Genomic DNA, 25,901 nt, shown 5'->3' on the forward strand with positions numbered 1-25,901 from the left:
TCCTCCACATACGTTATTTATGGACTTTTCACTGCAATCTTGAGTAATAAGCCGTCAGCTGCTTATTATCACTCTCAAGGCTTGAGTGCTAATTTGAAGATTAGCACTCTATGTACCCGAGTGCCAACTTTTTTGGCGTTTATACACAAAAACCGGTTAGAAATAATTCTAACCGGTTATTTTTATGCGAAAAATATCACTTGCAAAGCACAACTACAATCGGAGAAACGATTTCTTTTTCGTTTTCGACAGCGCTAATGCCTAAAGTCTTTGCAATATCTTCAGCTGCAGCCTTTTGGGAATCGTCTTTATACCAAACAACAGATTCGCTTGGGACGTTACCAGTTGGATTTCCAGCTGTAACATTTGCGTACCCTGCTTGCTTCAACTTATCTGCGCCAGCAGCAGCATGACCGCTTATCTTGGTTGCGTTAATAACTTTCACTGCAACTGATTTGTCTAGTGAAGTTTGTGCTTTAGAATCATTTGCTGAATTATCTTTAGAGTCATCAGCATCTTTCTTATCTGATTTATTTTCTTCAGACTTATTGTCGTTGTCATCATCATCTTCGTCTTCAGAAGATTTATCTTCGTCGCTTTTAGCAGATTTTTTGTTTTCAGAAGTCTTAGTAGAAGATGCTGATTGAGATGATTGCTGCTGATGATTCCAAGGCAACGGAAGATGCGAGATTTCTCCAGAAGCAATAGCCCAAACTAAAATGCCAACTACCGCCGCAACAATTAATGTAACAAAATAAGGAAGTATTACGGCATACCACGCAGGATTTCCACGATGAACTCCAACTGGTCCCTCTGGTGGCTCATCAAAAGCATCAGGCGTATACGACACGTTCTGATTATCTCGCGCCATAATTGCACTCCTTATAAAAAATCATTTAAACAATAATGAATCTATACTATCTAATGCTTGGCACAAAGCACAAATTTAGAAAATTTGATTAATTCACTTTTATACTATGCCTTGACATACAGTAGCAATATGAATCCTCAAAATATTAAACCTTTAAATGAGCTAATGGATCCTGATTGGGCTGAAGCATTAAAGCCAGTTGAGCCGCAAATACGCGCAATGGGAGTGTTTTTGAGAGAGCAAATAGAAAGCGGACACCATATTCTTCCTGCTAGTCACAACATTTTGCGTGCTTTTTCTATTCCGCTAAAAAGCATTAAAGTTTTAATTGTTGGACAGGATCCATATCCAACGCCTGGTCATCCAGTGGGCTTAAGTTTTTGTACAGCTGCAAAAGTGCGCCCACTGCCAAAAAGTCTCATAAATATTTATAAAGAATTAGTAAACGATTTAGGCGTAGAAACTCCAAAGAGTGGAGATCTGACGCCCTGGACCAAGCAAGGTGTAATGCTTCTTAACAGATGTTTAACTGTTGAGGCTGGAAAAGCAAATAGTCATCAAGGAAAAGGTTGGGAGCCTGTAACCGATGCAGCTATTCGAGCATTAAACAATAGAACTGATTGCAATGGTAATCCGTTGCCGCTTGTAGCCATTTTATGGGGACGTAATGCGCAAAGTTTGGCTCCTTTGCTAACGAATGCAACTCTTATTACTTCAGCGCACCCAAGCCCTCTTTCTGCAATGCGAGGATTCTTTGGATCGCATCCATTTTCAAGAGCTAATCAAGCCTTAGTTAATATGGGAGTTTCTCCAATTAATTGGTCTCTAGATTCTCAAGAAATTTAACTGTCCAAATACTGCAAATTATCTTATAAAGATAATAAAAATGCCATTTTTGAACGTGTCAGTACTGCATATCAGCTAAAATAGCACTTATGGCATTATTTCCACCGCAACCACAGAAGAAACCGTTAACCGATAAAACTTCAATTGCTTCTAAGCTTGGCATTGGATCAGCTGTACCTCAACCGTCTGCTGTTTCTAATGCAAGTGCGCAAGTTAATGCAGTTATTTCGAGTGATGACATACGTCGTTGTCAGCAAATTGCAAATATTTTGCGCGCACGTTTTGCACAAACTTTAGTCGGACAAGACGCTTTACGAGAATCTCTTATTCTTACTCTTATTGCAGGCGGACACATTCTTATTGAATCAGTACCAGGTCTCGCAAAAACTACTGCTGCTCAAACTCTTGCAACAGCTATGTCAGGTAGTTTCCGTCGTGTGCAATGCACTCCTGATTTAATGCCAGCAGATTTAGTTGGTACTCAAGTTTTTGATTTTGCTTCCCAACGTTTTACTACGCAAATTGGTCCTATTCATGCAAATGTTATTTTGTTGGATGAGATTAATCGCTCAAATGCAAAAACTCAATCTGCAATGCTTGAAGCTATGGCAGAAGGAGCAACAACTATTGGAGGCGAAAGAATCCCTCTGCCTCAACCATTTATGGTTATTGCTACGCAAAATCCAATTGAAGAAGAAGGAACATTTAATCTTCCAGAAGCACAAATGGATCGTTTTATGGTAAAAGCAGTTATGACTTACCCTAATCCTGAAGAGGAAGTTCGTATGCTGCAATTACTTACTCAACGCGGATCGGATGTCGTTGATCCTTCAAAGCTAACTACTCAACGCATAAGTTTGCAAGATGTTGTTTTTATGCGTACTGCAGCGCGTCGCATACACGTTTCTGAAGCAGTTATGAAATATGTAGTTGATCTTGTTGCAACTTCTCGCGGTGAAGGTACGCATCCACTTCCTACAATTAATTCATTGGTTCGTATGGGAGCTAGCCCGCGTGCATCAATTGCACTTATCCGTATTGCTCAAGCTCACGCTTTACTTTCTGGACGTGATTATGTGATACCAGAAGATATTAAATTGTTTGCGCATGAAGTGTTAAGGCATCGTATACTTTTAACTTTTGAAGCTTTAGCTGATTCTATTACTACAGATCAAGTAATTGACGCATTAGTTAAGACGGTTCCTGTGCCATGATTCGTACGAAGCGGTTAGTATTATCTGAACCTGCTAAAGCCGTACGTCGCAAAATTGAGCTTTTGGATCAGCGAATTGATTTGCCTATTGCGCGTAAAGCTTTAGGCTTATTAGAGGGTGATCATCCTTCGCACAGGCGTTTTGGCACAGGTGATGTTATTGACATACACGCATGGCAGCCAGGAGATGAAGCTCGCATGATGAATTGGTCTGCGAGCGCTCGAACTGGACAGCCTATGGTGTCTTCTAGAGAGCGTACTTCGTCTTCTCATACTTGGATTGCTTTAGATACAAGCATAAATATGAATGGAGCTTGTGTTTCTGGAGAATCACTGTATGAAGTTGCGTCTAATTCTGCATGCTTTTTTGCGTCTTTGAGTTTAAAACGTCATGATGCTGTTTCTTTGTTGTGTGCAGATGGAAAAAATGTTATCAATGTTCATGCTGCTAGCAACTTTTCTGATTTTGAGCGAAATCTAGATTATACGTTGCTTAATACTCGTAAAAATACTAGAGATATTGATGCGTTGCTTACTTCGCTACTAAAAAATATTGACAATAATGGTCTGGTAGTTTTAATAACTGACGAGTATGCATTACAAGCTCATAACGCTGAATCTTTGCGCAAAATTACGCAAAACCATAAGCTTGTTGTTATTGTTATTTCTCCTATTAATCCTTTTGATTCTGCAATTGATTTGCAAATATTTGATGGAATTACTTTACGTAAAGTACCAGCGTTTTTGAAAAAAGAATCAAATAAAAATGAAGTCGAAGCTCGTAGAAATATTAGAATAAACGCTTTATACGATATGCTGCTTGGTGTTCAATCTTCAATAATTCATGGTTCTTCAAGTGAAGAAGTTTTCCATATTTCTGCACAAAAAGTGAGCCGTACAAATTATCTTGCTGACTCATTTAGCAAGGAGGTTGAATAGAATGAGCCTGGAAGATATTCAAAAGCCTTTACATGATGAAACGCTTTTTTTAATACTACTTTCTGCATCGATTGTTGTTATCTTTATTGCTTGTGCAGTTTTATATTTTTCTTTTAAAAAGCCAAAGAAATTATCTGAAAGTAGCAATTCTACAGAAGCAGTTCATGTTCATAATGTAAACAAACAAGCTTGGCGCAAAGATATTGATGAGATTGTTGAGAAGTATCATAACAATGAACTTACTAAAGATCAGGCTTGTGCAAAATTGGCGTCTATTGCTAGATCTTATGTTTCGAAGATTAGCGGTGAAGATATTCAAACTCACACTTTGGGAGAATTGACTTCTTTGCGTTTGAAATGGCGCAATAAAAAAGGTGCTGATATGTTACGCCAAACAATATCTGCTTTGTATCCTCCAGAATTTGCTGATCGCAAAGCAAACGAGCAAGCGCGAAATACTACTGTTGAGCAGGCTGCTGAATGGGTTTTAGTATTGCTTGAAGGCTGGCAAACGAAGGACAAACGTTGATGAGTAATAATGTTTGGGAATACATATGGCCATGGAGATGGCAATGGCCTTTGCTTTTTGTTGCAGGCGTTGTTATTTCTGTAGCAATTTTTGCTATCTTACTAATTTTAGATTCCATTCGTAGCAATATTTTAAAAAAGAAGTATAAGAGTCAAGCTAGTAATATTACTCGAAAATTCTATACTTTTACTTTTGACAATGATTTACAAGGAACTACTACTAGTCATTCATGGTATATGTGGCGAATGTTTAGAAGGTTTGCCACGGCTGCATTGGTACTATCTTTGTGCAGTGCTCTTGCTGTTGCTTCTAGGCCAGCCCGAGTGTTTAATGCGAACGAGCAAGTCAGTTCTAGAGACATTGTTTTATGCTTAGACGTTTCAGGTTCTGCTTTACCATATGATCGCGAAGTAATTCAAGCGTATCTTAATTTTATTGAGCATTTTCAGGGTGAACGCATTGGATTGAGCATTTTTAACTCCACATCTAGAACAGTTTTTCCACTTACTGACGATTATCGACTAGCTAAAAAACAATTGCAATATGCTGCAAATTTACTTGGCGGAGTTCAATCGCAAAGTCGTATTAATCGTTTACAACAACGCCAATATCAGGAAATTTCTGACTGGCTTGAAGGAACTCAAAATCGCAAAAACGCAACATCTCTTATTGGAGACGGTTTAGTTAGTTGCGCAGCAATGCTTCCAGGTTTTATTTATGGTTCTGCCCATAATAACCATAAAATACAAAGCCGTTTTAATAGAAGTTCTTCCATTGTTCTTGCTACAGATAATGTTGTCTCTGGAAAACAAACTTACTCATTAAAGCAAGCTTTAGATTTAACAAAACAAGCTAAAATTACTGTCGACGGGTTATATTCTGGCGCAAAACAGAATGAGAATGATGATGCTACGTTAGAAATGAAGCAGCTTATTGAATCTCATGGCGGAATTTTCCTTTCTCAACGCAATTCTGATTCTGTTATTAATTTAGTAAAAGAAATTGAAAAAAGGCATACTGCAATTCCTCAAGGCGCTGCTCAGTCTGCATTTAGCGACGATCCTGGTCTTTGGGTTTTGCTTACTGTGTTTAGCGTTGTGATTTGGCTAGCTATTGCAAAGAGGATGAAGCGATGACAACAACACTATTTTCTGCTACTACCCTACTGTTTGCACACGCTAAAACTGAAGCTTCTGACACTTCTCAAGCAGGTCAGTTGGTTTTTTCTCCATCATATGGCTGGATTATTGCGATTATTGCAATATTAGTTTTGTTGGCAGCAATGTTTTTTGAAATTGTGCCTATACGTAGGAAACCTGAATCAAGTGATGAAACTTTTTGCATGAGATTAAGACGTATTGGCATATGCATAATGCTAATAATTTGCGTGCTATCTCCAAGTATTATGCGTTCAACTTTACAAAGGGCAGTAAATGCAACAAATGTGATTATTGCTCTAGATATAACAGGTTCAATGAGAGCAAAAGACGCTGATTATGCAAAAAATAGTAAGATTGAGCGTATTGATGCAGCAAGGAATATTATTCGTCAAATAACAAAATCCTATGCTAACTCAAGTTTTGCTGCTATTTCTTTTGGTGCTTCTACGTCTGTCGATGTTCCATTAACGCCTGATGCTAGAGCAGTTGACAATTGGATAAATACTCTACGAACTGAGCCAACTAGCGTAGCTACTGGAACTAGTCTTGACGCTCCTATAGATCAAACTTTGCTTACTGCAAAAGCTATACATGATGCTCATCCAGATGATACAACAGTTTTGTATGTTTTAAGCGATGGTGAGGAAACAACTCAACGAAAGCGCCGCACATTTTCATCGCTCAGAGCTTATATTACTAACGCATTTGTTATTGGAATAGGCTCATCTAAAGGAGCAAAAATACCTTTGGAAAAAACACAGCTGCAACTTGACGACTACAGCGAAGACAATACCTCTAATCAATGGGTTATTGATCCTGCTACAGGAAATCCTGGAATTTCAAAGCTTGATGAAAAGAATTTGCGAAATATTGCCGATGAGCTTAGCGGCAAGTATATGCACTCATCTTTAAACGTAACATTTGGTGACGAAGCAAAACCAATTCTTTCACACCAATGGAGAATGAACGAGACAGCAAAACCTCGTTTGAGACCTGAACCAATTATTTGGCCGTTTGCAATATTTGCGTCGATACTTTTAATTTGGGAATTAATGTCGTGGTTTATAACTTCAAGGAAATTAGTATGAAGCACATGTCTAGTCGCACAATTATTCGCATTGTTACATTCTTGTTCTTGATTATTGCGATATTCGTAACGTATTTTGCTATCGTAAATTGGAGAGCACAATACGCATATAATGCTGCTACTGATAGCCTTATTTCCAACATAAAATCTTCCAAGAGTATAGATAGCGACAAGAATGTGCTTTTAACTCAGCAACAGCAAACTGATGCGCAATTTGATGATGCTAAATCTCAAGAAATGATACTGCTTCCTCAACTTCGAAATAGTATTGACAAAAATGCTGAATTATCACGAAAGTTAACAGAAAAATTAAAGCAGAATCAAAACAATACTAATAAGCAGCAGAAACCGAAAAAGCATAACAATCATTTTAAAAACGATAATTCTAACAATTCTTCTAAAGATAAAAAGCAGTCAGATTCGTCTAAGCCTCAGTTGGACAATACTCAGCGCAATAAAGTTGAAAACTTGCTAAAACAGAACGATCATGTGGATTCTAAATATTCACAGGACCAAGAAGACCAGCAAGGTTCAGAAAAGACAGAAAAACGTACTAAAACTGATGAAAGCAGCAATAGGCCTTGGTAATTAAATCTTCAACGATTATCTATAAGCGAAGCAATAAGCATTAAATAACCTTTTAACCACATTGAATATTTTTTAGTGACTTTTCATTAATAAACGTGTGTAATAACGATTATGCACACATATTACGAATGGCAATGGCTTATACAGCGCACTCAAGAGTGCGCTCGCTGCGTTATGGCCGAATCTGCAGCGACTGAATTAGAAGATTGGCAAGGGCTTGCAGCCGAACATTTTCGTCATAGTATGAAAGATATTTCCGCACAAGCGTATGCGTTATATAACATTCGCGGAGGAATATAATATGTCTTGGAAAGTTAAGTCCTCTGTTGTAGGCGGAATGAAGCTCAGCGTTTCTGATAGAGAAGCGTATATTAGTTTTTCCAGAAAACTAAACGATACTGCTAAAGAATTGCTTACGCTAAAAAATTTATGGCTTAATGCAGCGATGGTTATTGCCAGTCAAAATTATAGTTTGCAAAAAGAATCAGAAACATATATTAATGATTCTTCGCAATCATTTTTAACTGAAAGCATGTGCAATGAATATGCTAATAAGTGTTATTTAATGTCTCAAAATTTAGAAAATCTTGCTTTTCTTATTGCAAGAGCAAATAATTTGTATGAAGATGCAGAATTTAGTGCAAAAAACGATTTAGACAACAAAATTTCTTTATCAGTTCTTGCATGCCCTATTCTTGCTTTACCTGTTTTATTGTCTGCAGGTCTCGCCGTTAATCAAGATAATAAAAATCATTCAGGTTTCCAAAATCTTGCTAGATGGTCCTATGCAACTAATAGTTTGCAACAAGGAATTATTCGTGGCTTGTCGCAGTACTTTATTTTAAATCCTATTACAGGATCGCAAATATTTATTGCTGGAAATGCTAAAGACCGTATAAGTAAGGGAGAGCGTGAAACCTCATTAAACTTTTTATATAATGCTAAAAAATATTTATTAGAAGCTGTCCCATTTATCTCTAGTGCTATTAGCTATCTAAGCGCGCCTATTAATAACATAAAGCAAGGTAATAATTTACTTCTCACTAAAGTAAATGAGACGTGGAGAAAACCTGGATCTGTTCTTGCTAGACCTGGACGCAATTTGCTTGAAACTTTAGAAAATTTAACAGAACTCGGAAGCGGAAATTTGGGTGTTAGGCCCCCACTTGTTAATCCAGATGCTGCTACTATTGCAATTCAACAGTTTAAGCGTAACGATGGCAGTTCGTCATGGTTAGTGATAATTCCAGGAACTGACGGTAAAGCACACTCTCCTTTTGGTTGGGAACAAAACGCAGAAGTAATGAGTCATAGTTCTTTAGTTAGAAAAGAAGCTGATAGCACTCGAATGGTCGTAGAAGCTATGAAACGTTCTGGCATTAAACCTAACGAACCTGTTGCTTTAGTAGGTCATTCTCAAGGAGGTATTGTTGCTGCAAGCATTGCAAGCGATTACGCTAAGCAATACAACATACAGCATGTTGTTACTGCTGGATCTCCTATTGCAAATCATCCAATTCCTAAGAAAACTTGGGTTACTAGTATTGAGATGGACGATGAGATTGTGCCTTCTTTAGACGGCAAAGAGAATCCTCGCGGAAAAAATTGGGTGACTATTCATGGTCATGCAATTCATGTTAAAGAATCTAAGCGTTCTTTACCTCCTGGAGTCACGCGTTTTTCTGGCAAACAATATTCGACTAAAAAATTCGAAAATGACGGAATATTTGTTAATGACGTTCCAGAAGAAGGAACTTTAACTCATGATTTGCATTACCATACTGCAGCTTATGAAGATGCTCTTCAACTCGGATCTAAAAGTGTGCGCGAGCAAGATCAGCATTTTAACAATATTATTAATGGCAAATTGCAAAGTACTACATTGTGGCAAGGAGTAATGAAAAAATAAAATAATTAATTCTTATTGAGTAAAATTAAGCTAATTCGCAGCATGATGTAACCTTAAAACTATGAAGCTTACCGATATTTCTCCTGCAATAGCTCTGACTCCTCTCGATGGGCGTTATCATAATCAAACATCCGCACTCGTTGAATATTTAAGCGAACCTGCGTTAAATCGCGAGCGCATGCGTGTAGAAGTTGAGTGGATGATTCTTCTCGCAAATGGTTATGAAGCTAATCAATTCCAGCCAATTGTTAAGGGTGTTAATCCTTTAACTGATGAAGAATGCTCATATTTGCGTTCTATTCCTGAAAATTTTGATGCTGAAGGAATCGCTCGTCATGCTGCGCATGAGGCTATTACTCATCACGATGTTAAAGCTGTTGAATACTACATTGACGATGCGTTAGACGAAGCAGAGAATAAGCTTGGTCATGCTACTGAACTTTCAAATTTAAAAACTCTAGTACATTTTTCATGCACGAGTGAAGATATTAATAATCTTTCTATTGCTCGTTGCGTAAAACAAGCTGTTTTAAACGTTTATCGTCCGAATTTAGAAGCGATAGTTGATTATTTAGTTAAGAATGCTAACGAATATAGAGATTTATCTATGCTTTCGTTAACTCATGGCCAGCCTGCTACTCCAACTACTTTGGGTAAGGAATTGGCAGTGTTTGCTTATCGTTTACGTCGTCAACTTCGTCATCTTGATAATCAAGAGTATTTAGGAAAGTTGAATGGCGCTACAGGAACTTTTGGAGCTCATTTAGCTGCTTTCCCAGAAGTTGATTGGATTAGCGTATCTCAAGAGTTTGTTGAAAATAGAATGGGTCTTCAATGGAATCCATTAACAACTCAAATTGAAAGCCATGATTGGCAGGCTGAACTTTATAGCACTGTAAGTCACATAAACCATATTTTGCATAATCTTGCAGTTGACGTGTGGATGTATATTTCTAGGGGCATTTTTGTGCAAGTTCCTGTAAAGGGAGCTACAGGATCTTCTACTATGCCTCATAAGGTTAATCCTATTCGTTTTGAGAACGCTGAAGCTAATCTTGAGATTTCTTGCTCACTGTTTGACACATTGTGTGCAACTCTTACTGAAAGCCGTTGGCAGCGTGATCTTACAGATTCTACTACTCAAAGGAATGTTGGCTCAGCTTTCGGTTATGCTCTTCTTGCTTTGAATAATCTTTTAGGTGGTTTGAATTCTATTCATCCTAATAAAGAATTTATGGCAAAAGAATTAGACGAAAATTGGGAAGTTCTTGGTGAGCCAATTCAAACAGCAATGCGCGCTGAAGAAATTGCTGGTGTACCTGGTATGGAACGACCATATGAGCAAGTAAAAGAATTAATGCGCGGTCACCATATTTCACAAAGTGACGTAGAAGAATTCATTAAATCTCGTAGCTTTGATGCCAATACTGCAGCTCGCTTGCAAGCAATGACACCAGAATCTTACACTGGATTTGCTTCACGATTGGTGGACTTTATTGATTAAGTAGACGGTAAAGCGATGCAATCTAGCATAAATCCAAATCTTGTTATTGAAGATACTCAGCCTAGCTTAGTACGTAGTTGGGCTGATTTGCTGTATGCAATATCATCAGTTGTAATTGGCGTTTTTACTTTATTGTCGTCAATGTGTTTATCAGCAACAGCTGATGCTATGAAGATTGATGCACGAAATGCTACTCAAATTATAGGATTATCTTTTAATAATCTTTCATTTGTTCTGATACAGCAAGGTCTGACTCTTATTGTTGTTGCAGAAGTTATTGCACACATGGTTTCTGACAGGCGTTGGATTGATACCGCTATTTCTGTTATTACGCTGTTTATAAGTTATGGTTCAGTGTGGCTGTTATCTATTGCGATATTTTCTACACACAATATAGCTTTGATTGAATCTTTACAAATGCGGTCTAATAACACTTGGGCTGATTTGCTTCCAGACATGTATGCTGTTCTGGTTGCTTTTCTTACAGTTAGTGGTCCTAGACGCGAATATAAGCATGTAATGTGGGGCTGGAATGCTTTATTCATTGTTACAGCAATACTTCTATTTTCATCTTGGGACTCCTACTCTGCTGTTCTTGTATCATACTGCTTAGGAAGAGCAATTGGTACGCTTATTCGCTTCGCAAAAGGCACGCGCAGTAAGGGTGCTTGGGGTGACGATATTGTTCTTGCTTTAAAAAATATTGGCATAGATAATCTTACTCAATTAACTCGCAGAACTCAGCAAGCTGATCATACTGGAGTACTTCGTTCGAGTCTTGATGATGATTTAATTGAAAATTCAAGATTGTATGATGCAACAGATATTCACGGCATACGTTACGTAATTTCAGTATTAGATAATCAAGTTCATTTACCAGGTTATTTAAATCAGTTATGGCAGTGGGTGCGTTTAGTAGATATACCGACTCGTAGAGATCGTTCTGCTAGGCATTCTGTTCATCACCATCTTTCTATGCTTCTTGTTTTGCGAAATATGCATTTGCCAACAGCGAATGTTTATGGAGTAAGCGACAGTGATAAATCTTCAATAATGGTTTTTCATGCTTCTAACGCTCTACTGCCTTGCAATTTGAATACTTTAACTATTGATGATGCAGCAAAATTAATGCGTTATGTAGATGCTGCTAATACTCGTGGTATTACGCATAGACGCATCACTCCTGAAACTATTGCTAGGCTTGAAGACGGAACCCCAGTTATTGCAGGTTGGCAAAATGGCGATGTTGCCAGTGATGATACAAATATTGCACTTGATAAAGTTCAGCTTTTAACGCTTATTGCATCTTGCACAGATATTGACACTGCTCTTAAAGCTGCTATTAACACATGGGGTGCAGAAAAGTTATCTGCACTATTGCCTTTTATGCAAAAAGCAGCTATTCCTGCTTCTACGAGATCTTTGCCATCGTGGAATAAAAAAGTTTTCCAAAATCTTTGCAATAAGCTAACTCAAACAGTTGCTTTACACACAGATGAAGAAGATTATGATACTGTGCGTTTAGCGCGCTTCAATATACGTTTCTTTGTTAGCTTGGTTCTCTCGATTGTTGCTGTTGCTGTTATTGCTACACAGTGGCATCCTCAGGAAGTATTTGCTGCCTTGCGTCACGCAGATAATGTAATGGTATTTATGTGCTTTGCTTGCAGCATGTTTGCTTGGGTTGGATCTGCAATTACGCTCGGCTCATTCATGGATGATCAAAAACCTTCTGCACATGTTTTGTTTGCATCTCAAGCAGCTTCTGGTTTCACAGCAGTTTCTATGCCTGCTGGAGTTGGTCCTGCATTTGTAAATATGCAATTATTAAAGAAAAACGGGTACACTTCAGCTCAAGCTACAGCAATTACTAGTGCAGTATGGCTTATTCAAGCATTAATGACAACTTTAGTATTACTTTCTATAGGCGTTTTCACTGGTAAAAATGTGCTTTCTGGAATGATTCCTACTCACATGCTCATTACTTTCATTGGAATAATCACACTTATAGTTTGTGTTTTAATGGTTATTCCGTCCGCTCGTAAAGTAATTCGTAAACATTATTTGCCAATATTATCTGATTACGGCCATCAAATTAAGGAACTTATTTCACATCCTATGCAACTTATTGCAGGCTCTTTTGGTGCTATTGTGCTTGTTTCATGCATTGGATTGGGTTATTGGATTTCTTTGCTTGCATTTGGATATTACGCAAATCCTTGGGAAACAATCTTACTGTTCTTACTTGCTAATGCTGCTGGATCTGCAATACCTACACCAGGCGGCTTGGGTGCTGTTGAAGCTTCTCTTACTTTCGCATTTACATCTGTAGGCGTTCCTCCAACAGTTGCTTTGTCTGCCACTCTTCTTTATAGGCTTATGTTCTACTGGTTGAGAATTCCGTTAGGTGCGTTTGCAATGAAGTGGCTCAGCAATAATGAGCTTATATAAGTGAGATTTACAAACATTTGTGTATTTTTATTAGCAAATATTGTATCTGTTTTGATGCAAGTGCGTTTTAAATAAAAAATAGCAAAAAATAATGAAAAATATTAAGAAAAAAATGCAAAAATGGCTACATTTGTAGGGAAAATGTACTAATATCTAGTATGAACGTGACCTTTGAAGAGAAGGTCCCCTGACACAAAGGATGCTGCATGGCATACAACAAGTCTGATCTCGTTTCTAAGATCGCACAGAAGTCCAACCTGACCAAGGCACAGGCCGAAGCCGCCGTCAACGCATTCCAGGATGTGTTCGTTGAGGCTTTACAGTCCGGTGAAGGTTTGAAGCTTACTGGTCTGTTCTCCGCAGAACGCGTAAAGCGTGCTGAGCGCACTGGCCGCAACCCGCGTACCGGTGAAACCATCAAGATTCCAGCTTCTTACGGTGTACGTATTTCTGCTGGCTCCTTGTTGAAGAAGGCTGTTACCGCCTGAAATTAAGCGTTTTTCGTATTTATTAAATTAAACAAATACTATTTGCGCAAAAACAAAGATGGGCACTCCAAAGCTGGAGTGCCCATCTTTTATAAATCTCCTCGTTCCATTTTTCTCAAACGCGGCTCTGCGCTATCTTTTGCTCCCGTAATGCGGTAAACGTCAAAAACGCCTTCAATCTTACGGATAGCAGCAAGTAGAGTTGCTAAGTGCTGAGGATCTGCCATTTCAAAGGTAAATTGACTTGTTGCAACACGGTCATCGCCTGTAGCAATAGTTCCGGAAAGAATATTTACTCCATGATCTGAAAGAACGCGAGTAACATCCGAAAGAAGATGCTGTCGATCCAATGCTTCAACTTGAACTTTAACCAAGAACAAGCCTTTATCGCTAGTCCATTGAACAGGAATAACGCGCTCTGATTGAGTTTTTTGCAAATCGAGCATGTTCTGGCAGTCAGTCCTATGCACAGATACACCTTGGTTTCGTGTTATAAAACCAATAATCGTATCTCCTGGAACTGGCATGCAACATTTTGCAAGCTTTACCCAAACGTCTCCAACGCCCTTAACTGATACTCCCAAAGCGCCGTTAGATTTATGGCTGCGCTCAACATGGCGTAAAGGCAATGCTTCTTGTTCTACTTCTTCTGCAACTTCATCAGCACCAGCATCTTTTACTAAGCGCGAAATAACATTCTGTGTAGAAACTTGACCTTCGCCAATAGCTGCATACAAAGACTCAACGTTAGTAGGCAAATTCAATTCATCGGCAACGCCAATTAATGCCTGCTGAGTCATCAAAGTAGTTAAAGGCAAGTTACGTTTACGCATAGCGCGAGTTAGCTCGTCCTTGCCCTCTTCAATCGCCTCAGAGCGGCGTTCCTTGCTAAACCATTGGCGTATTTTATTTCTAGCACGAGGAGATTTTACAAAACTCAGCCAATCGCGAGATGGTCCAGCTGTATCCGACTTTGAAGTAAGCACCTCTACAGTGTCACCGTTTGAAAGCTTCGTATCAAGAGGAACTAAACGTCCATTTACACGAGCGCCCATCATGCGATGACCAACTTCAGTATGCACAGAATATGCGAAATCAACAGGAGTTGCATCTTGCGGAAGCGCAACAATACTCCCCTTTGGAGTAAAAACATAAACTTCAGAAGCACCAAGATCTTGCTTTAATGAACCTAAGAATTCATCTGAATCTGGGGTCTCACTAGTCCAATCAGCAAGCTGTTGAATCCACTTAAGATTATCTGCTTCGCTAAGCTCTTTTTTGTCATCAATGCTATTTTCGCGTTTTAAATCATCATTATCAGGCTTACTTAAAGCACGACCAGCTTGACCATTAGCTTTGTACTTCCAATGAGCTGCGATACCGAATTCAGCACGCCTATGCATATCCCATGTACGTATTTGAATTTCTACTGGCTTTCCACCAGGACCTACAACTGTAGTGTGTAAGCTTTGGTACATATTCAACTTTGGAGTTGCAATGTAATCCTTAAAACGTCCTGGAACAGGGCTCCATCGAGCATGCACTGCACCTAATGCTGCGTAACAGTCACGAATAGAATCGACTATTATTCTCACGCCAACTAAATCGTAAATATTAGCAAAATCATGACCTCGAACGATCATCTTTTGGTAAATAGAGAAATAATCTTTTGGTCGACCTTTTACTGATGCTTTAACGTGTTGTTCTGCAAGATCTGCATTAATTTCTTCAAGAATTTGTCGTAAATAAACTTCGCGCTGACCTGCTCTACGAGCAACTAAAACAACAATTTCATTATAAATTTTTGGATACAGTACTTTAAAACTCAGCTCTTCAAGTTCAGTTTTAATTGCATTCATGCCTAAACGGTTAGCAAGAGGCGCATATACGTCAAGAGTTTCTCTTGCTTTTTTATGTGAACTTGATGGCTTAACATACCTCCAAGTGCGAGCATTATGCAAACGATCCGCAAGCTTTACTACAAGCACTCGCACATCGCGGCTCATTGCAACAACCATTTTACGAATAGTTTCTGCTTGAGCGCTTTCGCCATATTCCATGTTGGATATTTTTGTAACACCATCTACAAGACCTGCTACAGTATCGCCAAATTCAGCTCGACATTCTTCTAGCGTGTAATCAGTATCTTCTACAGTGTCGTGTAATAATCCTGAAGCAACAACAATTGGTCCCATTCCAAGATCTGCAAGAATTTGAGCTACAGCAAGAGGATGAATAATGTATGGCTCACCAGATTTGCGTCTTTGACCTGTATGCTGCTTTACAGCACGATCATAAGCTCTATGAAGAATGCTCATATCCTCATTAGGATGATGCCATTGGCACATGCTCAATATTGGCAATAATGGATTTCGAGAATCTTCGCTGATTTCACATCCGAGCCTATTGGATCCTTTTACATCCTCTTGAAGTTCACCCATTTGGCACCTCCTGGTACTTTTACTATCCTACCTGCAATTCGCTCAATACACTACAAAAACAAAAAATACATACAATAAATCCGACTCAGTTTTAAAAACCGGTCGGATATTTATAAAAAGATTATTGTACGCCAGTGGAGCCAAAACCTTTATCAGAGCGATCAGATTCAGGTAATTTAGATGCGGGAATAAATTGTGCTTCTACATAACGTTGTACAACCATTTGAGCGATACGATCACCTTTATGGAATTGCACTGTGTTCTCAGGATCTAAATTAATAAGAGGAACCTTAATTTCACCACGATACCCGGCATCAACTGTTCCAGGTGCATTTAGCACAGTCACACCCTGCTTTGCTGCTAAACCAGAACGAGGATGCACTAAAGCAACATAACCTGCAGGTAAAGCTATAGCAACTCCAGTAGGAACAAGCGCTCTCTGGAAAGGACGCAAAGTAAAATCTTGGGTAGTTCTTAAATCGGCACCTGCATCACCTGCATGCGCGTAGCAAAGCGGCTGTAATGTAGATGTTTCATCATCGAGATACTTAATTAATACCTCAACCTGTTCGGGGCCAGTATAGGTCTCGTCGTATGCCATTTAAGCTGCGCACTCCTTGCAAACAGGCTGACCATCAGCATTAGTTTCAGCTAACTGGCTGCGATGCTTAACTAAGAAGCATTCAGAACAAATAAATTCATCGCCTTGCATAGGGATAACAGTTACAGATGCATCTTCGTTACTTAAATCAGCACCTGGTAACTCGTAGTCTTCAGCAATAGCATTTTCATCATCGTCAATGTCGCTGCTTGAATTTTGAGAACCTTTACTCAAAGCTTCCAACGACTCTTCGTCCTCATCTTTGCTACGAGGAGAATCATAATCCTGTGCCATTATGGTCCTTTCGTCTTTAAAGCTACTTACGCGCATAGCATACACGAATGCTACCCCGTATATTACACATTTTTTATTCTAAATAAAATGGTAAAGAATGCAGTGTATGGACTAAAGTATATAAATAGTATTGTTAAAAGCGAAGAAAGTGGTGCATAATGCTTGAAAATCCGCCAAAAGAGGCGAGTTTCGACCATGTTGACGCAGACGGCAATTTGATTTTCATTTGTGAAAACACGCCGTTACGTATTCAAGTGGACGACACGCTGGAACGCGCCATCGCTGATTCACACAAAATTACGAGTAAAAACAGCGATGAACATAACTCAGCAGATGCTGGCACAAATTCTATGCAATCTAATGCAACATTGCCTATTTCGCAAATTCAGGCATTGATTCGCGCAGGAGTTACACCTTCACACGTAGCGCAAAGATACAACGTCAGCGAAACACAAGTTAGGCGTTTTTCTGCAGGCGTTGAAACAGAAAAGCAGTATGCAATTGAGCAGTTCCTTCTAGTACCTGCTCCTAAACAAAGCAATATGCGCACTATTGCAGATTTAATTGAGAGAACGTTAGCTAAAGCACATATTGGCATGGAAACAGTGCAATGGAAAGCAACACGCCGAGGATTAGAGCCATGGCGAATTAGTGCTACTTTCAAAACTGCTACTCGCACTATTAAAGCTGAGTGGACATGGAACATGCATGACAACTCTGTTACGTGCGCGAACCCTTCGTCTAGATTGTTGCTTGGCGAAGATGTCAATGCAGCTGATACTTCTAAACAGTCTCCATATGGTGGAGCTTATAGAGATACTGTGAGCATTAATTTCCCGTTCAACACTGAAGAGCTTCCTGGAAATTCTATTCGTTCTGCCAGAATTGAACGAGCTGTTTCTCAATGGGAACTTAGAAACAGTGACAAACTTGCAGATGCGCAAGTCCAATCTTCGCTCGAAATTCAGGACAATAGTTCTGACATACAGCAAGTATTAGAAAAAGGCTATTCTGAGCGTTCTACTAAAACAAATACGCAATTTAAAGAAGATAACCCTCAACAGCCATCGTTAATGCAACCGGATGTTGAATCTAATAATAGAAACGAAACGAATAGCAAAATCGCCAATGAGTCTAAAAAAGCACAAAAATCATTGGCTGCTAAAGTTCAAAATGCTGAAAAAGCAGATATTGCTAGCAAAACTTTGCAAGAAAATACTTCTGAAAGTAATCAAAATTCTGCTAAAAATAATCAAGAAATTAATACTAATAGTCAAGAAAAATCATCTTCTGAGCACAATAAACGTAAAGCTGGAAGAGCAGCGGTACCAAGCTGGGATGAAATATTATTTGGCGAAAGCTAAATAAGAAGTTTAAAAAATAAATTTTTCGCTTATTGACAATACGTGTGGCACTTTTAGTAAAATTTTAAGTGCCACACATTTTTATTTGCTAAGTTGCGATTTATAAAAATATTTTTCAATATTAGAAGCAAAAACTCGCTTACACTAAATCTATGAGGCACGGAATATCCATTTCCATGTGAGTCATCGATCCATGCACGCTAGGTAAACTCATAGCTTTATCGGATTGAATGCGAGAATCAACAATTGTGTAAGCTCCACAAGCTTGCACAATAACATCACCAATAACAGCCTCTGCCCTGTTGTTTACTAAACCAAAAATACCATCGTCAATAGCTTGTTTTTTACTGCGTACAATTGCATTAGTTCCAAAATATTCGCGCCAACGGTAAATAATATCTTCAGGATTTGCGTCACTGTTAGCATACAACATTACAGAACGAGGTTCACCGCCAACCATCGATACGCCTTTCATCAGCTCATCATGCTTAGCAATATCAACTCGCTTACTTGGATCAGATTTAATCATCCCATGATCTGCAGTAATAACGATTAATGTTCCAGGAGCACAATTTGCTCGCAAAAGACGCAACTGTTCGTCAATTTGCTCAAAAACAGAAACCCACTGCTGAGAATCCCAACCATAATTATGACCGGTTTTATCAGCGTCACGTAAATACATATAAGTTAAACCTGGAGTTTTACTGCTATTAGCAGCCTTAAGAATGCGAGCTCTAGGAGTTCCAGCAGTAATATAATTTGCTCCACGAAAAGCAGCTTTTGTAAGAGGTGTATTTTCAAACTTTGCTAATCCCACGCTATCTGCACGGACTCCATTAGAAACTAAACTTTCAAATATAGTTGGCTCTTGCTGCAAAACTAGCGGATCAGGTGCATCATTAAATTGGATAAGCTGCGCAAGTTTACCATTTTGAGAATTTTTTTGCGTGTAACCAGTCATGCAAGTAAGACCAGGACATGTGCCTGTTCCAAAAGTAGCCATTGCAGCAACAGTTGTGCTTGGAACGCACGTGCTAATTGGTCGTTGATTTATTGATTCGTTAAGCAAGGATCGTAAATAAGGAGCGTGACCTTTGCGCATAAGAATATTCCAGTATCCTAAACCATCTATTAGCACTACAATTGCAGAATTAGATTTAGGGAAACCAAGACTTTCTCGCAAAGCGTGTGGATCGTTATGAATAGCTGTTTTAACAGGAGCATCTATTGCATCACTTAAAGCTGGAAGAACCGAAGATATATGTAACGCTCCCCCAAGATTTTTTTCATTAAAATCGTAAGAAAAATCTTCATTAACTGCGAAATTAGAAAAATCACCGTACTTAACATTTCCAACGAATTGTAAAAGATCATTTTCAGACGGTATTTCAGCACTCATACTTACTATTGAACCACTTATATTGCATTGAACAAAACGCGAATAACAAATATTTATATAAATAACTAGTCAAATTGCTGAAAAATTCAGCAAAAACATGCTGTTTGTGCATATAAATTGCTAAGATTGATAGCCGTAATGTCATTCAAGGAGTTCTAAATATGCCCTCACGCCATCACTCAACACAGCAAGCTTTCGACCCAAGAAAAGTTAAAGAGCATATTGTTGAAACACCATTGAATGAAGAAATGAGCAAATCCTTCTTGGAATATGCTTATTCAGTTATTTATGCTCGAGCTTTACCGGACGCACGAGACGGAATGAAACCAGTGCAGCGACGCATTGTGTATCAAATGGGCAATATGAATTTGAGTCCTGATCATGCTTATATGAAATCAGCGCGCGTTGTTGGTGAAGTAATGGGTAAACTTCATCCTCACGGTGATTCTGCAATCTATGAGGCAATGGTTCGCCTAGCTCAACCATTTTCACTACGCTTGCCACTTGTTGACGGACACGGTAATTTTGGCTCTCTTGACGACGGTCCAGCAGCTTCTCGATACACCGAAGCGCGTTTAGCTCCTGCATCACTAGGTATGAACGCGGATATCAACGAAGACACAGTTGATTTCGTGCCAAATTACGACAATAAACTAAAAGAACCTACTGTGCTTCCTGCAGCTATTCCAAATCTTTTAGTAAATGGCGCTTCTGGAATTGCTGTAGGCATGGCAACAAATATGGCGACGCATAATCTAGGCGAAGTAGTTGCTGCAGCAAAATATGTTATGAAACATCCTGACGCAACCCTAGATGATCTTATGAAACTAGTTCCAGGACCTGACTGGCCTAGCGGAGGAATTATCATTGGTCGAAGTGGCATTCGCGAAGCTTACGCAACAGGTCGCGGAGCATTCACTACAAGATCTACAACACATATAGAAAATATTACTGCTCGCAAAAAAGCTATTATTGTTACAGAACTTCCGTTTATGGTTGGCCCAGAGCGCGTTTTGGAAAGAATTTCTCAAGGAGTTAAATCAAGAAAATTAGACGGTATTTCAGGTGCTATTGATTTAACAGATCGACATAACGGAACTCGCATTGTTATTGAGATTAAGACAGGCTTTGATCCTAACGCTGTGCTTGCTCAACTTTTTAAGCACACTCCTTTGCAAGAGAGCTTTACTATTAACAATGTTGCACTTGTTGACGGCAGACCTCACACAATGGGCTTGAGAGAGCTATTAGACGTTTGGATTTCTCACCGCAGAACAGTAGTACGCAGACGCAGTGAATTTAGGCGCAAAAAAGCTCAAGAACGCTTACATTTGGTTGACGGCTTGCTTCTTGCACTTCTTGATATTGATGAAGTAATTCAGGTTATTCGTTCATCTGAGGATGCAGATAGTGCAAAAACTAAGTTAATTAAAGTATTTGATCTTGACGAAATTCAAGCACAGTACATTCTTGACTTGCGTCTTCGCAGACTTACTAAAATGAGCCGAATAGAGCTCGAAGCTGAACGCGACGATTTGCTCAAAAAAATTGAAGAACTGAATCAAATATTAAGTTCTGAAGCGAAGCTTGACCACGTAGTAATAGCAGATATGGATTCTGCAGTTAAACAATGGGATACTCCGCGCAGAACAATTTTGCTTGACGAAAATGAAGATGGTAGTTTTACTCCAGTAGCCTCCAGCATAAATAAAAACAGTGAGGATATTGCGATTAAAGCTGTGCAATCAGCAAATAAAATTACTTCAACTCAAGCAGATCTGGCTGCAGCAGCTAATGCAGCTCGTAAAACCGGAGAAGCTGACGCATCTTCTGTTGCAATGCAATTAAGTGACGAACCTTGCGCAGTAGCATTAAGCACTTCCGGGCTAATTGCTAGAACAAGCACTGAAGTGTTAGAACATTGGAATTCACACAATAACAACGTATTTAACACTCCTTGTAAAACAATGTTTGAAACAACAACGCGTTCAACTTATGCTCTTGTTACTTCATCTGGTCGACTAGTTCTAGCTCATGTTGCAGATTTGCCACAACTTAACTACGAAGAAGGAAAACCTGCACTACTGAGCCACGGAGTAAAAGCACAAGAACTGCTAACTTCCACACAAAGCACTGATCCAGTAAGAGGAGAACATGTAGTTTCAGCAATAGCATTTAATGCCTCACAAGACGCTACTCCACTTGCAATCGGAACACGAAACGGTGTAGTTAAAAGATGGAATTTTGAAGCTCCAACTACCATGGATTCATGGAGCATAATTGATTTGAAAGATGACGACACCGTTATTGCTGCAGCTCCAGCAAAAGACAATGACAGACTTGTGTTCATTAGTAATGATTCATCATTACTTACTTTTGACGCTAAACAAGTTAGACCTCAAGGGCGCACAGCAGGCGGAATGGCAGGCATTCGTTTATCAGAAGGCGCTAAAGTTGCAACCTTCGCAGTGGTGCCAGAAAAATCAATAGAGTGGCATTATGAAGAAGGTGAAAATGGATTATTCTCCGCTTCTGGAACAGTAGTATTCACCGTTGCTGGAGACAGTGAAGCTCTTCCTGGAACCGAAAACGGTTCTGCAAAGATTACTCCATTTGACATGTACCCAACAAAAGGTCGCGCAACTGGCGGTGTGCGCTCGCAAAGATTCCTTAAAGGTCAAGATACGTTGATACACGCGTATGTTGGATACTATCCATTGCAAGCAGTTACGGAAGGTGGAAGCAATGTTGAGTTACCTAAGCCAGATATGCGTAGGGACGCTTCTGGAACTGAACTCGTTTCACCAATTGCACATATTGGATAGGATTACAAACAATTTCTAGAAAATTACTAACAATTAGTAATTGATAAGAAAATAGATAATATAAAACTAAAGCTATTAAAAACTAGATAAGTTTTTAAAGAGAAAGGGAAAATATGTTATTTTGCACTAATTGTGGCAGTAGCATGTTAGACGACGCAAAGTTTTGCGAACAATGCGGTACTCCTAACGAAAATTACACAAAGCAATCTGAGGAGCAAGCTAAAGAACAAGTCAATGAGCAAGCTAACGAACAAGAAATAAATCAAGTAGAGCAACAGACACACGTGCAAGAGTTGCAAGAAGAAACTAATGAAAGTAATAAAAATCATAAGAAAAAAGGTGCATTCATTTCAATTATTTGCGCAATAATCGTTCTAGCTATAGTTGCGACCGCTGGAACAATTTATTACATAACGCAAGTACAGCCAAATTCAGGTATGGTTACAGTTCCAGCAATTAAAGATACAAATGCTCAAGCTGCTGCAACGAATTTACGATCAAAAGGTTTTAAAGTACAAATTGTTAGGGAACTTAATAAACGCAAAAAAGGTTCCTTTGTTTCATTAAAGGGCATTAAGCCAGGTAGTAAGGTTAAAAATTCCACAAAAATAACAGTTGTGGAATCTCTTGGTCCAGGTATGCCAAAAAACGTTATGGGAAAGACTGTAAACGAAATTACTGACGAAGTAAAAGAAATGGGCTTAAAAGTAGAGGTTCATAAAGTTCCTGCAACTTCAAAGCCTGGTACTGTTGTAGCAACTTACCCAACTCCTGGACATGCTTTTGTTCCTGCTTACGAAGGTGACAATATGCATATTGCTGTTGCTACCCCTATTGCTAGTGAAGACTATGGGAAAGTTGTGCCTGCAGACATATTAGGAAAAGATACGAATACTGCAAAGAATATGCTTAAGAAAGCTGGCATAACTAACTATAAATTAGAACCAAGATTCTCTTCGAAAGATTTCGTTGGCAAGATTACAGGCTCCTACCCTAATTTAGGCGACTTGTATGCCATGAACACTGGCGACATTACAGTGTATTACGGTGTTGATGCAAGTAAAACAAAAGAAGTATTAACTAAACCATATAAACTAAATGAAGTCGATAAAAAAATCGATGTTCGCGTAACAAAAGGCCTTTCACCAATTGCAGGAGTTTGGTGCAAGAAAGGCGGCGATTGTCTGTACTTCAATGAAGCACCATCGTTTGTTGAAGGTGAATCTACAGTTGTATTAGGAACACGCATTGGCGATTTAATGCATGATGGAACGTCACCTATGATGATAAGTGATGAAAATGATCTTAGTATGAATAACTATTCGCAAGATATATCGGGATTTATTTTATACGATAAAAAATTACCTATGAATGACATGATGAAAAATCATTTGCTTTCCGGCGATACTGGCGCAGTAGAATTCTACAAAGGATTAGATTTGCCATCTTGCGGAAACGATATATTCCCACCAACATCAGGTTCACGAATTTGTGAACATGGTAAAGAAATAGACATTGAGAGTAATCCTGAAAAATTTGATGATCAAGGAGTATATAAAGGTTCTGACAAAGATGCTAATACAGGATTAACCTACAAAATGCATGATTTCTTTGTGCTTGTTCCTGTAAATACAAAATTTGATGAACTTGAAAAAAGCGGATACTTTAAAGGCAAAGGCAAAAATAAGCCTGATTTTAGCCGACCATTCATTATGCGAAGGGATTCAAAGCTGTACGATAAAACACAAGTAGCTATTCCTGATGATAGTGAGGGTGGACCCGATTATCCGACTAGCCCGTTTGTTCCGACGAAAAAGAACAAGCCAGTGCCTTTCGCGCCAGCTCCGGATGACAGCAATGTTTACTATAAGGTTGAAGAACCTATTAACTGGTCATTGTTTGATATTATAAAAACCTTTAATTAGTGCTTTTATCTGCAGTATCTGGCAATTTAGTCGGTTTGCTGCAAAATCGTGCTAAATAATTGCGCTAATGGTTTTCGTGGTTCTCGTGGTTTTCACGAGAACCACGTTTTTTATGCGAATCATGATTCTTTATGTCATGTTCGTTTGATTTTCACAAGACGCATTAGACAATAACAAAGTTAAATGCAAAACTTAACTAATCTACTCGTTATGCCTACGTTTTGTTAAGGCAAGACCTGCGAAAAGCGGTATTGTAAGGGTGCAAAATTATAACAAAATCAGGTATCGATTTTGGAACAATCGAAGTCGTCAGCGTTATCAACAATTATTGAACGCTTTTCAAGCTCGCATCCGAAATTACTTCAGGACATGAATTATCATAATCTTTAGATTCATGTATCTCATCAAGCAAATCTTGCACCAAATATCCGTCACTCATGCAATGCATATCCGAAATACCGTTGCGCATTAAATCGTAAGTAACTGAATGATAAAACACGTCAAGCGCCTGCTCGTAACTCAACCCAGCACGCTCAGCTAAAAGACTTACAACCCTCGCATACTTCTTTTGCAACAAAACAGGATTCGCCTTCAAAATCCATCACTCCCCTAAAAACCTGCCACTTACACACTCGCTTTTTATGTATGTAAGACACAAATCAATAGCTTTTTGACTTCTAAAACAAATTTGGTTATTAGGCTTTTCATACTTTAGCCTACCCAAAGCTTCAGCTTTAGTAATAAGATTATCAAAGAACAATTCAAGAGTGTTATAAACTTTATCGTTCGCAACACCGCCAATTACCACGTCAAAACTACTTGAGTCATTCCCGGAACGAGCATTAAGTATGAAATTAAGCCATTCTTCAGAATATGAATCAAACTTAAGCACAGATAATTTATTAAGCGCATCCTCATAAAAATCATAAGAAGAAACAAAAGCATCTTTGCCCTTGCGAATAAATTTCTTCGCCCAATTATCAGCCTGACTGCGTATTGAAGTAGTGTAAAAACCTGCACCGAAATCAACATCTTTACGCGAATGCAATATGTCCGGAAATTCAACAGGCATAAAAGAACCATGATAAACAATCATACTTCCACACCTTTTTCTCGCATGAAAGAAATAATATCGTTTGTAATATACTCTTTTCCTTGAGTATGCAAAACATCATATGACGGAACAATATAAGACATAAGAATATTACTTTTCTTAGTCAAAGCATCATACGTATCACGAGGGTTTTGATTAAGCTTCTTAGCAACATTTTCAATACAAAATATTGCAAAATCAAGCTTATCTTTGTCAAAGCTCGCTTGTTTATTATCAATCACAACCCCTCCTTTTGTAAAAACATTATTAGAAATACATCTACTAGATAATGCGTATACAACAAGTCCTAACACACCTAACACAAGTCTACATCAAAAAATATAAGTAAGGCTTCTGCTTAGTGTATTAAACAT

General features: G+C 38.7%; 23 protein-coding genes. 15 read left to right on the plus strand and 8 right to left on the minus strand.

The window, feature by feature from the left end; all coding sequences use genetic code 11:
* Nucleotides 1-196: 196 nt before the first annotated feature.
* The gene (locus ACJV2T_RS04475) at nucleotides 197-871 is read right to left on the minus strand and encodes a LytR C-terminal domain-containing protein (protein WP_419399280.1); all 675 of its coding nucleotides are present in this window, start codon (nucleotides 869-871) and stop codon (nucleotides 197-199) included.
* 129 nt (nucleotides 872-1,000) lie between these two features.
* Here ACJV2T_RS04475 and ACJV2T_RS04480 point away from each other — a divergent pair, with 129 nt between their 5' ends.
* From ACJV2T_RS04480 to ACJV2T_RS04535, 12 genes are all read left to right on the plus strand, one after another.
* On the plus strand, nucleotides 1,001-1,717 hold the full coding sequence (locus tag ACJV2T_RS04480) for a uracil-DNA glycosylase (protein ID WP_415689714.1): 717 nt from the start codon (nucleotides 1,001-1,003) through the stop codon (nucleotides 1,715-1,717).
* Between the two features lie 89 nt (nucleotides 1,718-1,806).
* Nucleotides 1,807-2,931, plus strand: coding sequence for an AAA family ATPase (locus ACJV2T_RS04485; protein ID WP_419399281.1), 1,125 nt, complete (start codon nucleotides 1,807-1,809; stop codon nucleotides 2,929-2,931).
* Nucleotides 2,928-3,869: a DUF58 domain-containing protein gene (locus ACJV2T_RS04490; protein ID WP_415689712.1), complete on the plus strand. Its 942-nt coding sequence runs from the start codon at nucleotides 2,928-2,930 to the stop codon at nucleotides 3,867-3,869. Before ACJV2T_RS04485 ends, ACJV2T_RS04490 begins: the two co-directional genes overlap by 4 nt.
* Before the next feature lies 1 nt (nucleotide 3,870).
* On the plus strand, nucleotides 3,871-4,398 hold the full coding sequence (locus ACJV2T_RS04495; protein ID WP_419399282.1) for a hypothetical protein: 528 nt from the start codon (nucleotides 3,871-3,873) through the stop codon (nucleotides 4,396-4,398).
* Nucleotides 4,398-5,534, plus strand: a complete 1,137-nt coding sequence (locus tag ACJV2T_RS04500) for a vWA domain-containing protein (RefSeq protein ID WP_419399283.1) — start codon at nucleotides 4,398-4,400, stop codon at nucleotides 5,532-5,534. The genes ACJV2T_RS04495 and ACJV2T_RS04500 overlap by 1 nt, the downstream gene beginning before the upstream one ends.
* The gene (locus ACJV2T_RS04505; RefSeq protein WP_415689706.1) at nucleotides 5,531-6,646 is read left to right on the plus strand and encodes a vWA domain-containing protein; all 1,116 of its coding nucleotides are present in this window, start codon (nucleotides 5,531-5,533) and stop codon (nucleotides 6,644-6,646) included. The genes ACJV2T_RS04500 and ACJV2T_RS04505 overlap by 4 nt, the downstream gene beginning before the upstream one ends.
* Entirely contained in the window at nucleotides 6,643-7,233 is a 591-nt protein-coding gene (locus ACJV2T_RS04510) for a DUF6466 family protein (protein WP_419399284.1), read from the plus strand. The genes ACJV2T_RS04505 and ACJV2T_RS04510 overlap by 4 nt, the downstream gene beginning before the upstream one ends.
* A gap of 111 nt (nucleotides 7,234-7,344) precedes the next feature.
* Nucleotides 7,345-7,533 (plus strand): hypothetical protein, encoded by a 189-nt coding sequence (locus ACJV2T_RS04515; protein WP_415683015.1) that lies wholly within the window; start codon nucleotides 7,345-7,347, stop codon nucleotides 7,531-7,533.
* A gap of 1 nt (nucleotide 7,534) precedes the next feature.
* Nucleotides 7,535-9,142, plus strand: a complete 1,608-nt coding sequence (locus tag ACJV2T_RS04520) for an alpha/beta hydrolase (RefSeq protein ID WP_415683014.1) — start codon at nucleotides 7,535-7,537, stop codon at nucleotides 9,140-9,142.
* Between the two features lie 61 nt (nucleotides 9,143-9,203).
* Nucleotides 9,204-10,646 carry an adenylosuccinate lyase gene (gene purB / locus ACJV2T_RS04525; RefSeq protein WP_415689704.1) on the plus strand — a complete coding sequence of 481 codons (1,443 nt, stop codon included), beginning with the start codon at nucleotides 9,204-9,206 and terminating at the stop codon, nucleotides 10,644-10,646.
* Nucleotides 10,647-10,661: 15 nt separating this feature from the next.
* Complete coding sequence (locus tag ACJV2T_RS04530) at nucleotides 10,662-13,097, plus strand: lysylphosphatidylglycerol synthase transmembrane domain-containing protein (RefSeq protein WP_419399285.1); 2,436 nt, start codon at nucleotides 10,662-10,664, stop codon at nucleotides 13,095-13,097.
* Nucleotides 13,098-13,303: 206 nt separating this feature from the next.
* Nucleotides 13,304-13,585, plus strand: a complete 282-nt coding sequence (locus ACJV2T_RS04535; protein ID WP_004119480.1) for an HU family DNA-binding protein — start codon at nucleotides 13,304-13,306, stop codon at nucleotides 13,583-13,585.
* Nucleotides 13,586-13,674: 89 nt separating this feature from the next.
* On the opposite strand, the gene ACJV2T_RS04540 is transcribed toward ACJV2T_RS04535, so the two are convergent.
* From ACJV2T_RS04540 to ACJV2T_RS04550, 3 genes are all read right to left on the minus strand, one after another.
* Entirely contained in the window at nucleotides 13,675-16,026 is a 2,352-nt protein-coding gene (locus ACJV2T_RS04540) for a RelA/SpoT family protein (protein ID WP_415686876.1), read from the minus strand.
* Between the two features lie 121 nt (nucleotides 16,027-16,147).
* Complete coding sequence (gene dut / locus ACJV2T_RS04545; RefSeq protein ID WP_415683011.1) at nucleotides 16,148-16,627, minus strand: dUTP diphosphatase; 480 nt, start codon at nucleotides 16,625-16,627, stop codon at nucleotides 16,148-16,150.
* Nucleotides 16,628-16,921 (minus strand): DUF4193 domain-containing protein, encoded by a 294-nt coding sequence (locus ACJV2T_RS04550; RefSeq protein ID WP_119526708.1) that lies wholly within the window; start codon nucleotides 16,919-16,921, stop codon nucleotides 16,628-16,630.
* 158 nt (nucleotides 16,922-17,079) lie between these two features.
* On the opposite strand from ACJV2T_RS04550, the gene sepH reads away from it, so the two are divergent.
* Nucleotides 17,080-18,285, plus strand: coding sequence for a septation protein SepH (gene sepH / locus ACJV2T_RS04555; protein ID WP_419399286.1), 1,206 nt, complete (start codon nucleotides 17,080-17,082; stop codon nucleotides 18,283-18,285).
* Between the two features lie 139 nt (nucleotides 18,286-18,424).
* Here sepH and ACJV2T_RS04560 read toward each other — a convergent pair whose 3' ends face one another.
* The gene (locus tag ACJV2T_RS04560; protein WP_419399287.1) at nucleotides 18,425-19,684 is read right to left on the minus strand and encodes an alkaline phosphatase family protein; all 1,260 of its coding nucleotides are present in this window, start codon (nucleotides 19,682-19,684) and stop codon (nucleotides 18,425-18,427) included.
* Nucleotides 19,685-19,845: 161 nt separating this feature from the next.
* Between ACJV2T_RS04560 and ACJV2T_RS04565 the strand changes: the two genes are divergently transcribed.
* Together ACJV2T_RS04565 and ACJV2T_RS04570 are read left to right on the plus strand one after the other, a co-directional pair.
* A complete protein-coding gene (locus ACJV2T_RS04565) occupies nucleotides 19,846-22,509 on the plus strand; it encodes a DNA gyrase/topoisomerase IV subunit A (RefSeq protein ID WP_415687286.1) in 2,664 nt (887 codons plus the stop codon).
* Between the two features lie 113 nt (nucleotides 22,510-22,622).
* Nucleotides 22,623-24,434, plus strand: coding sequence for a PASTA domain-containing protein (locus ACJV2T_RS04570; RefSeq protein WP_419399288.1), 1,812 nt, complete (start codon nucleotides 22,623-22,625; stop codon nucleotides 24,432-24,434).
* A 325-nt stretch (nucleotides 24,435-24,759) separates the two neighbouring features.
* On the opposite strand, the gene ACJV2T_RS04575 is transcribed toward ACJV2T_RS04570, so the two are convergent.
* The 3 genes from ACJV2T_RS04575 to ACJV2T_RS04585 are packed head-to-tail and all read right to left on the minus strand — an operon-like array spanning nucleotide 24,760 to nucleotide 25,769.
* Nucleotides 24,760-25,029: a DUF3791 domain-containing protein gene (locus ACJV2T_RS04575; protein WP_415683001.1), complete on the minus strand. Its 270-nt coding sequence runs from the start codon at nucleotides 25,027-25,029 to the stop codon at nucleotides 24,760-24,762.
* 6 nt (nucleotides 25,030-25,035) lie between these two features.
* Complete coding sequence (locus ACJV2T_RS04580; protein ID WP_419399289.1) at nucleotides 25,036-25,530, minus strand: DUF3990 domain-containing protein; 495 nt, start codon at nucleotides 25,528-25,530, stop codon at nucleotides 25,036-25,038.
* A complete protein-coding gene (locus tag ACJV2T_RS04585) occupies nucleotides 25,527-25,769 on the minus strand; it encodes a DUF3791 domain-containing protein (protein ID WP_419399290.1) in 243 nt (80 codons plus the stop codon). The genes ACJV2T_RS04580 and ACJV2T_RS04585 overlap by 4 nt, the downstream gene beginning before the upstream one ends.
* Between the last annotated feature and the right edge of the window lie 132 nt (nucleotides 25,770-25,901).

The sequence above is a fragment of the Gardnerella phocaeensis genome (genome assembly GCF_048545075.1).
GTDB lineage: Bacteria > Actinomycetota > Actinomycetes > Actinomycetales > Bifidobacteriaceae > Bifidobacterium > Bifidobacterium vaginale_J.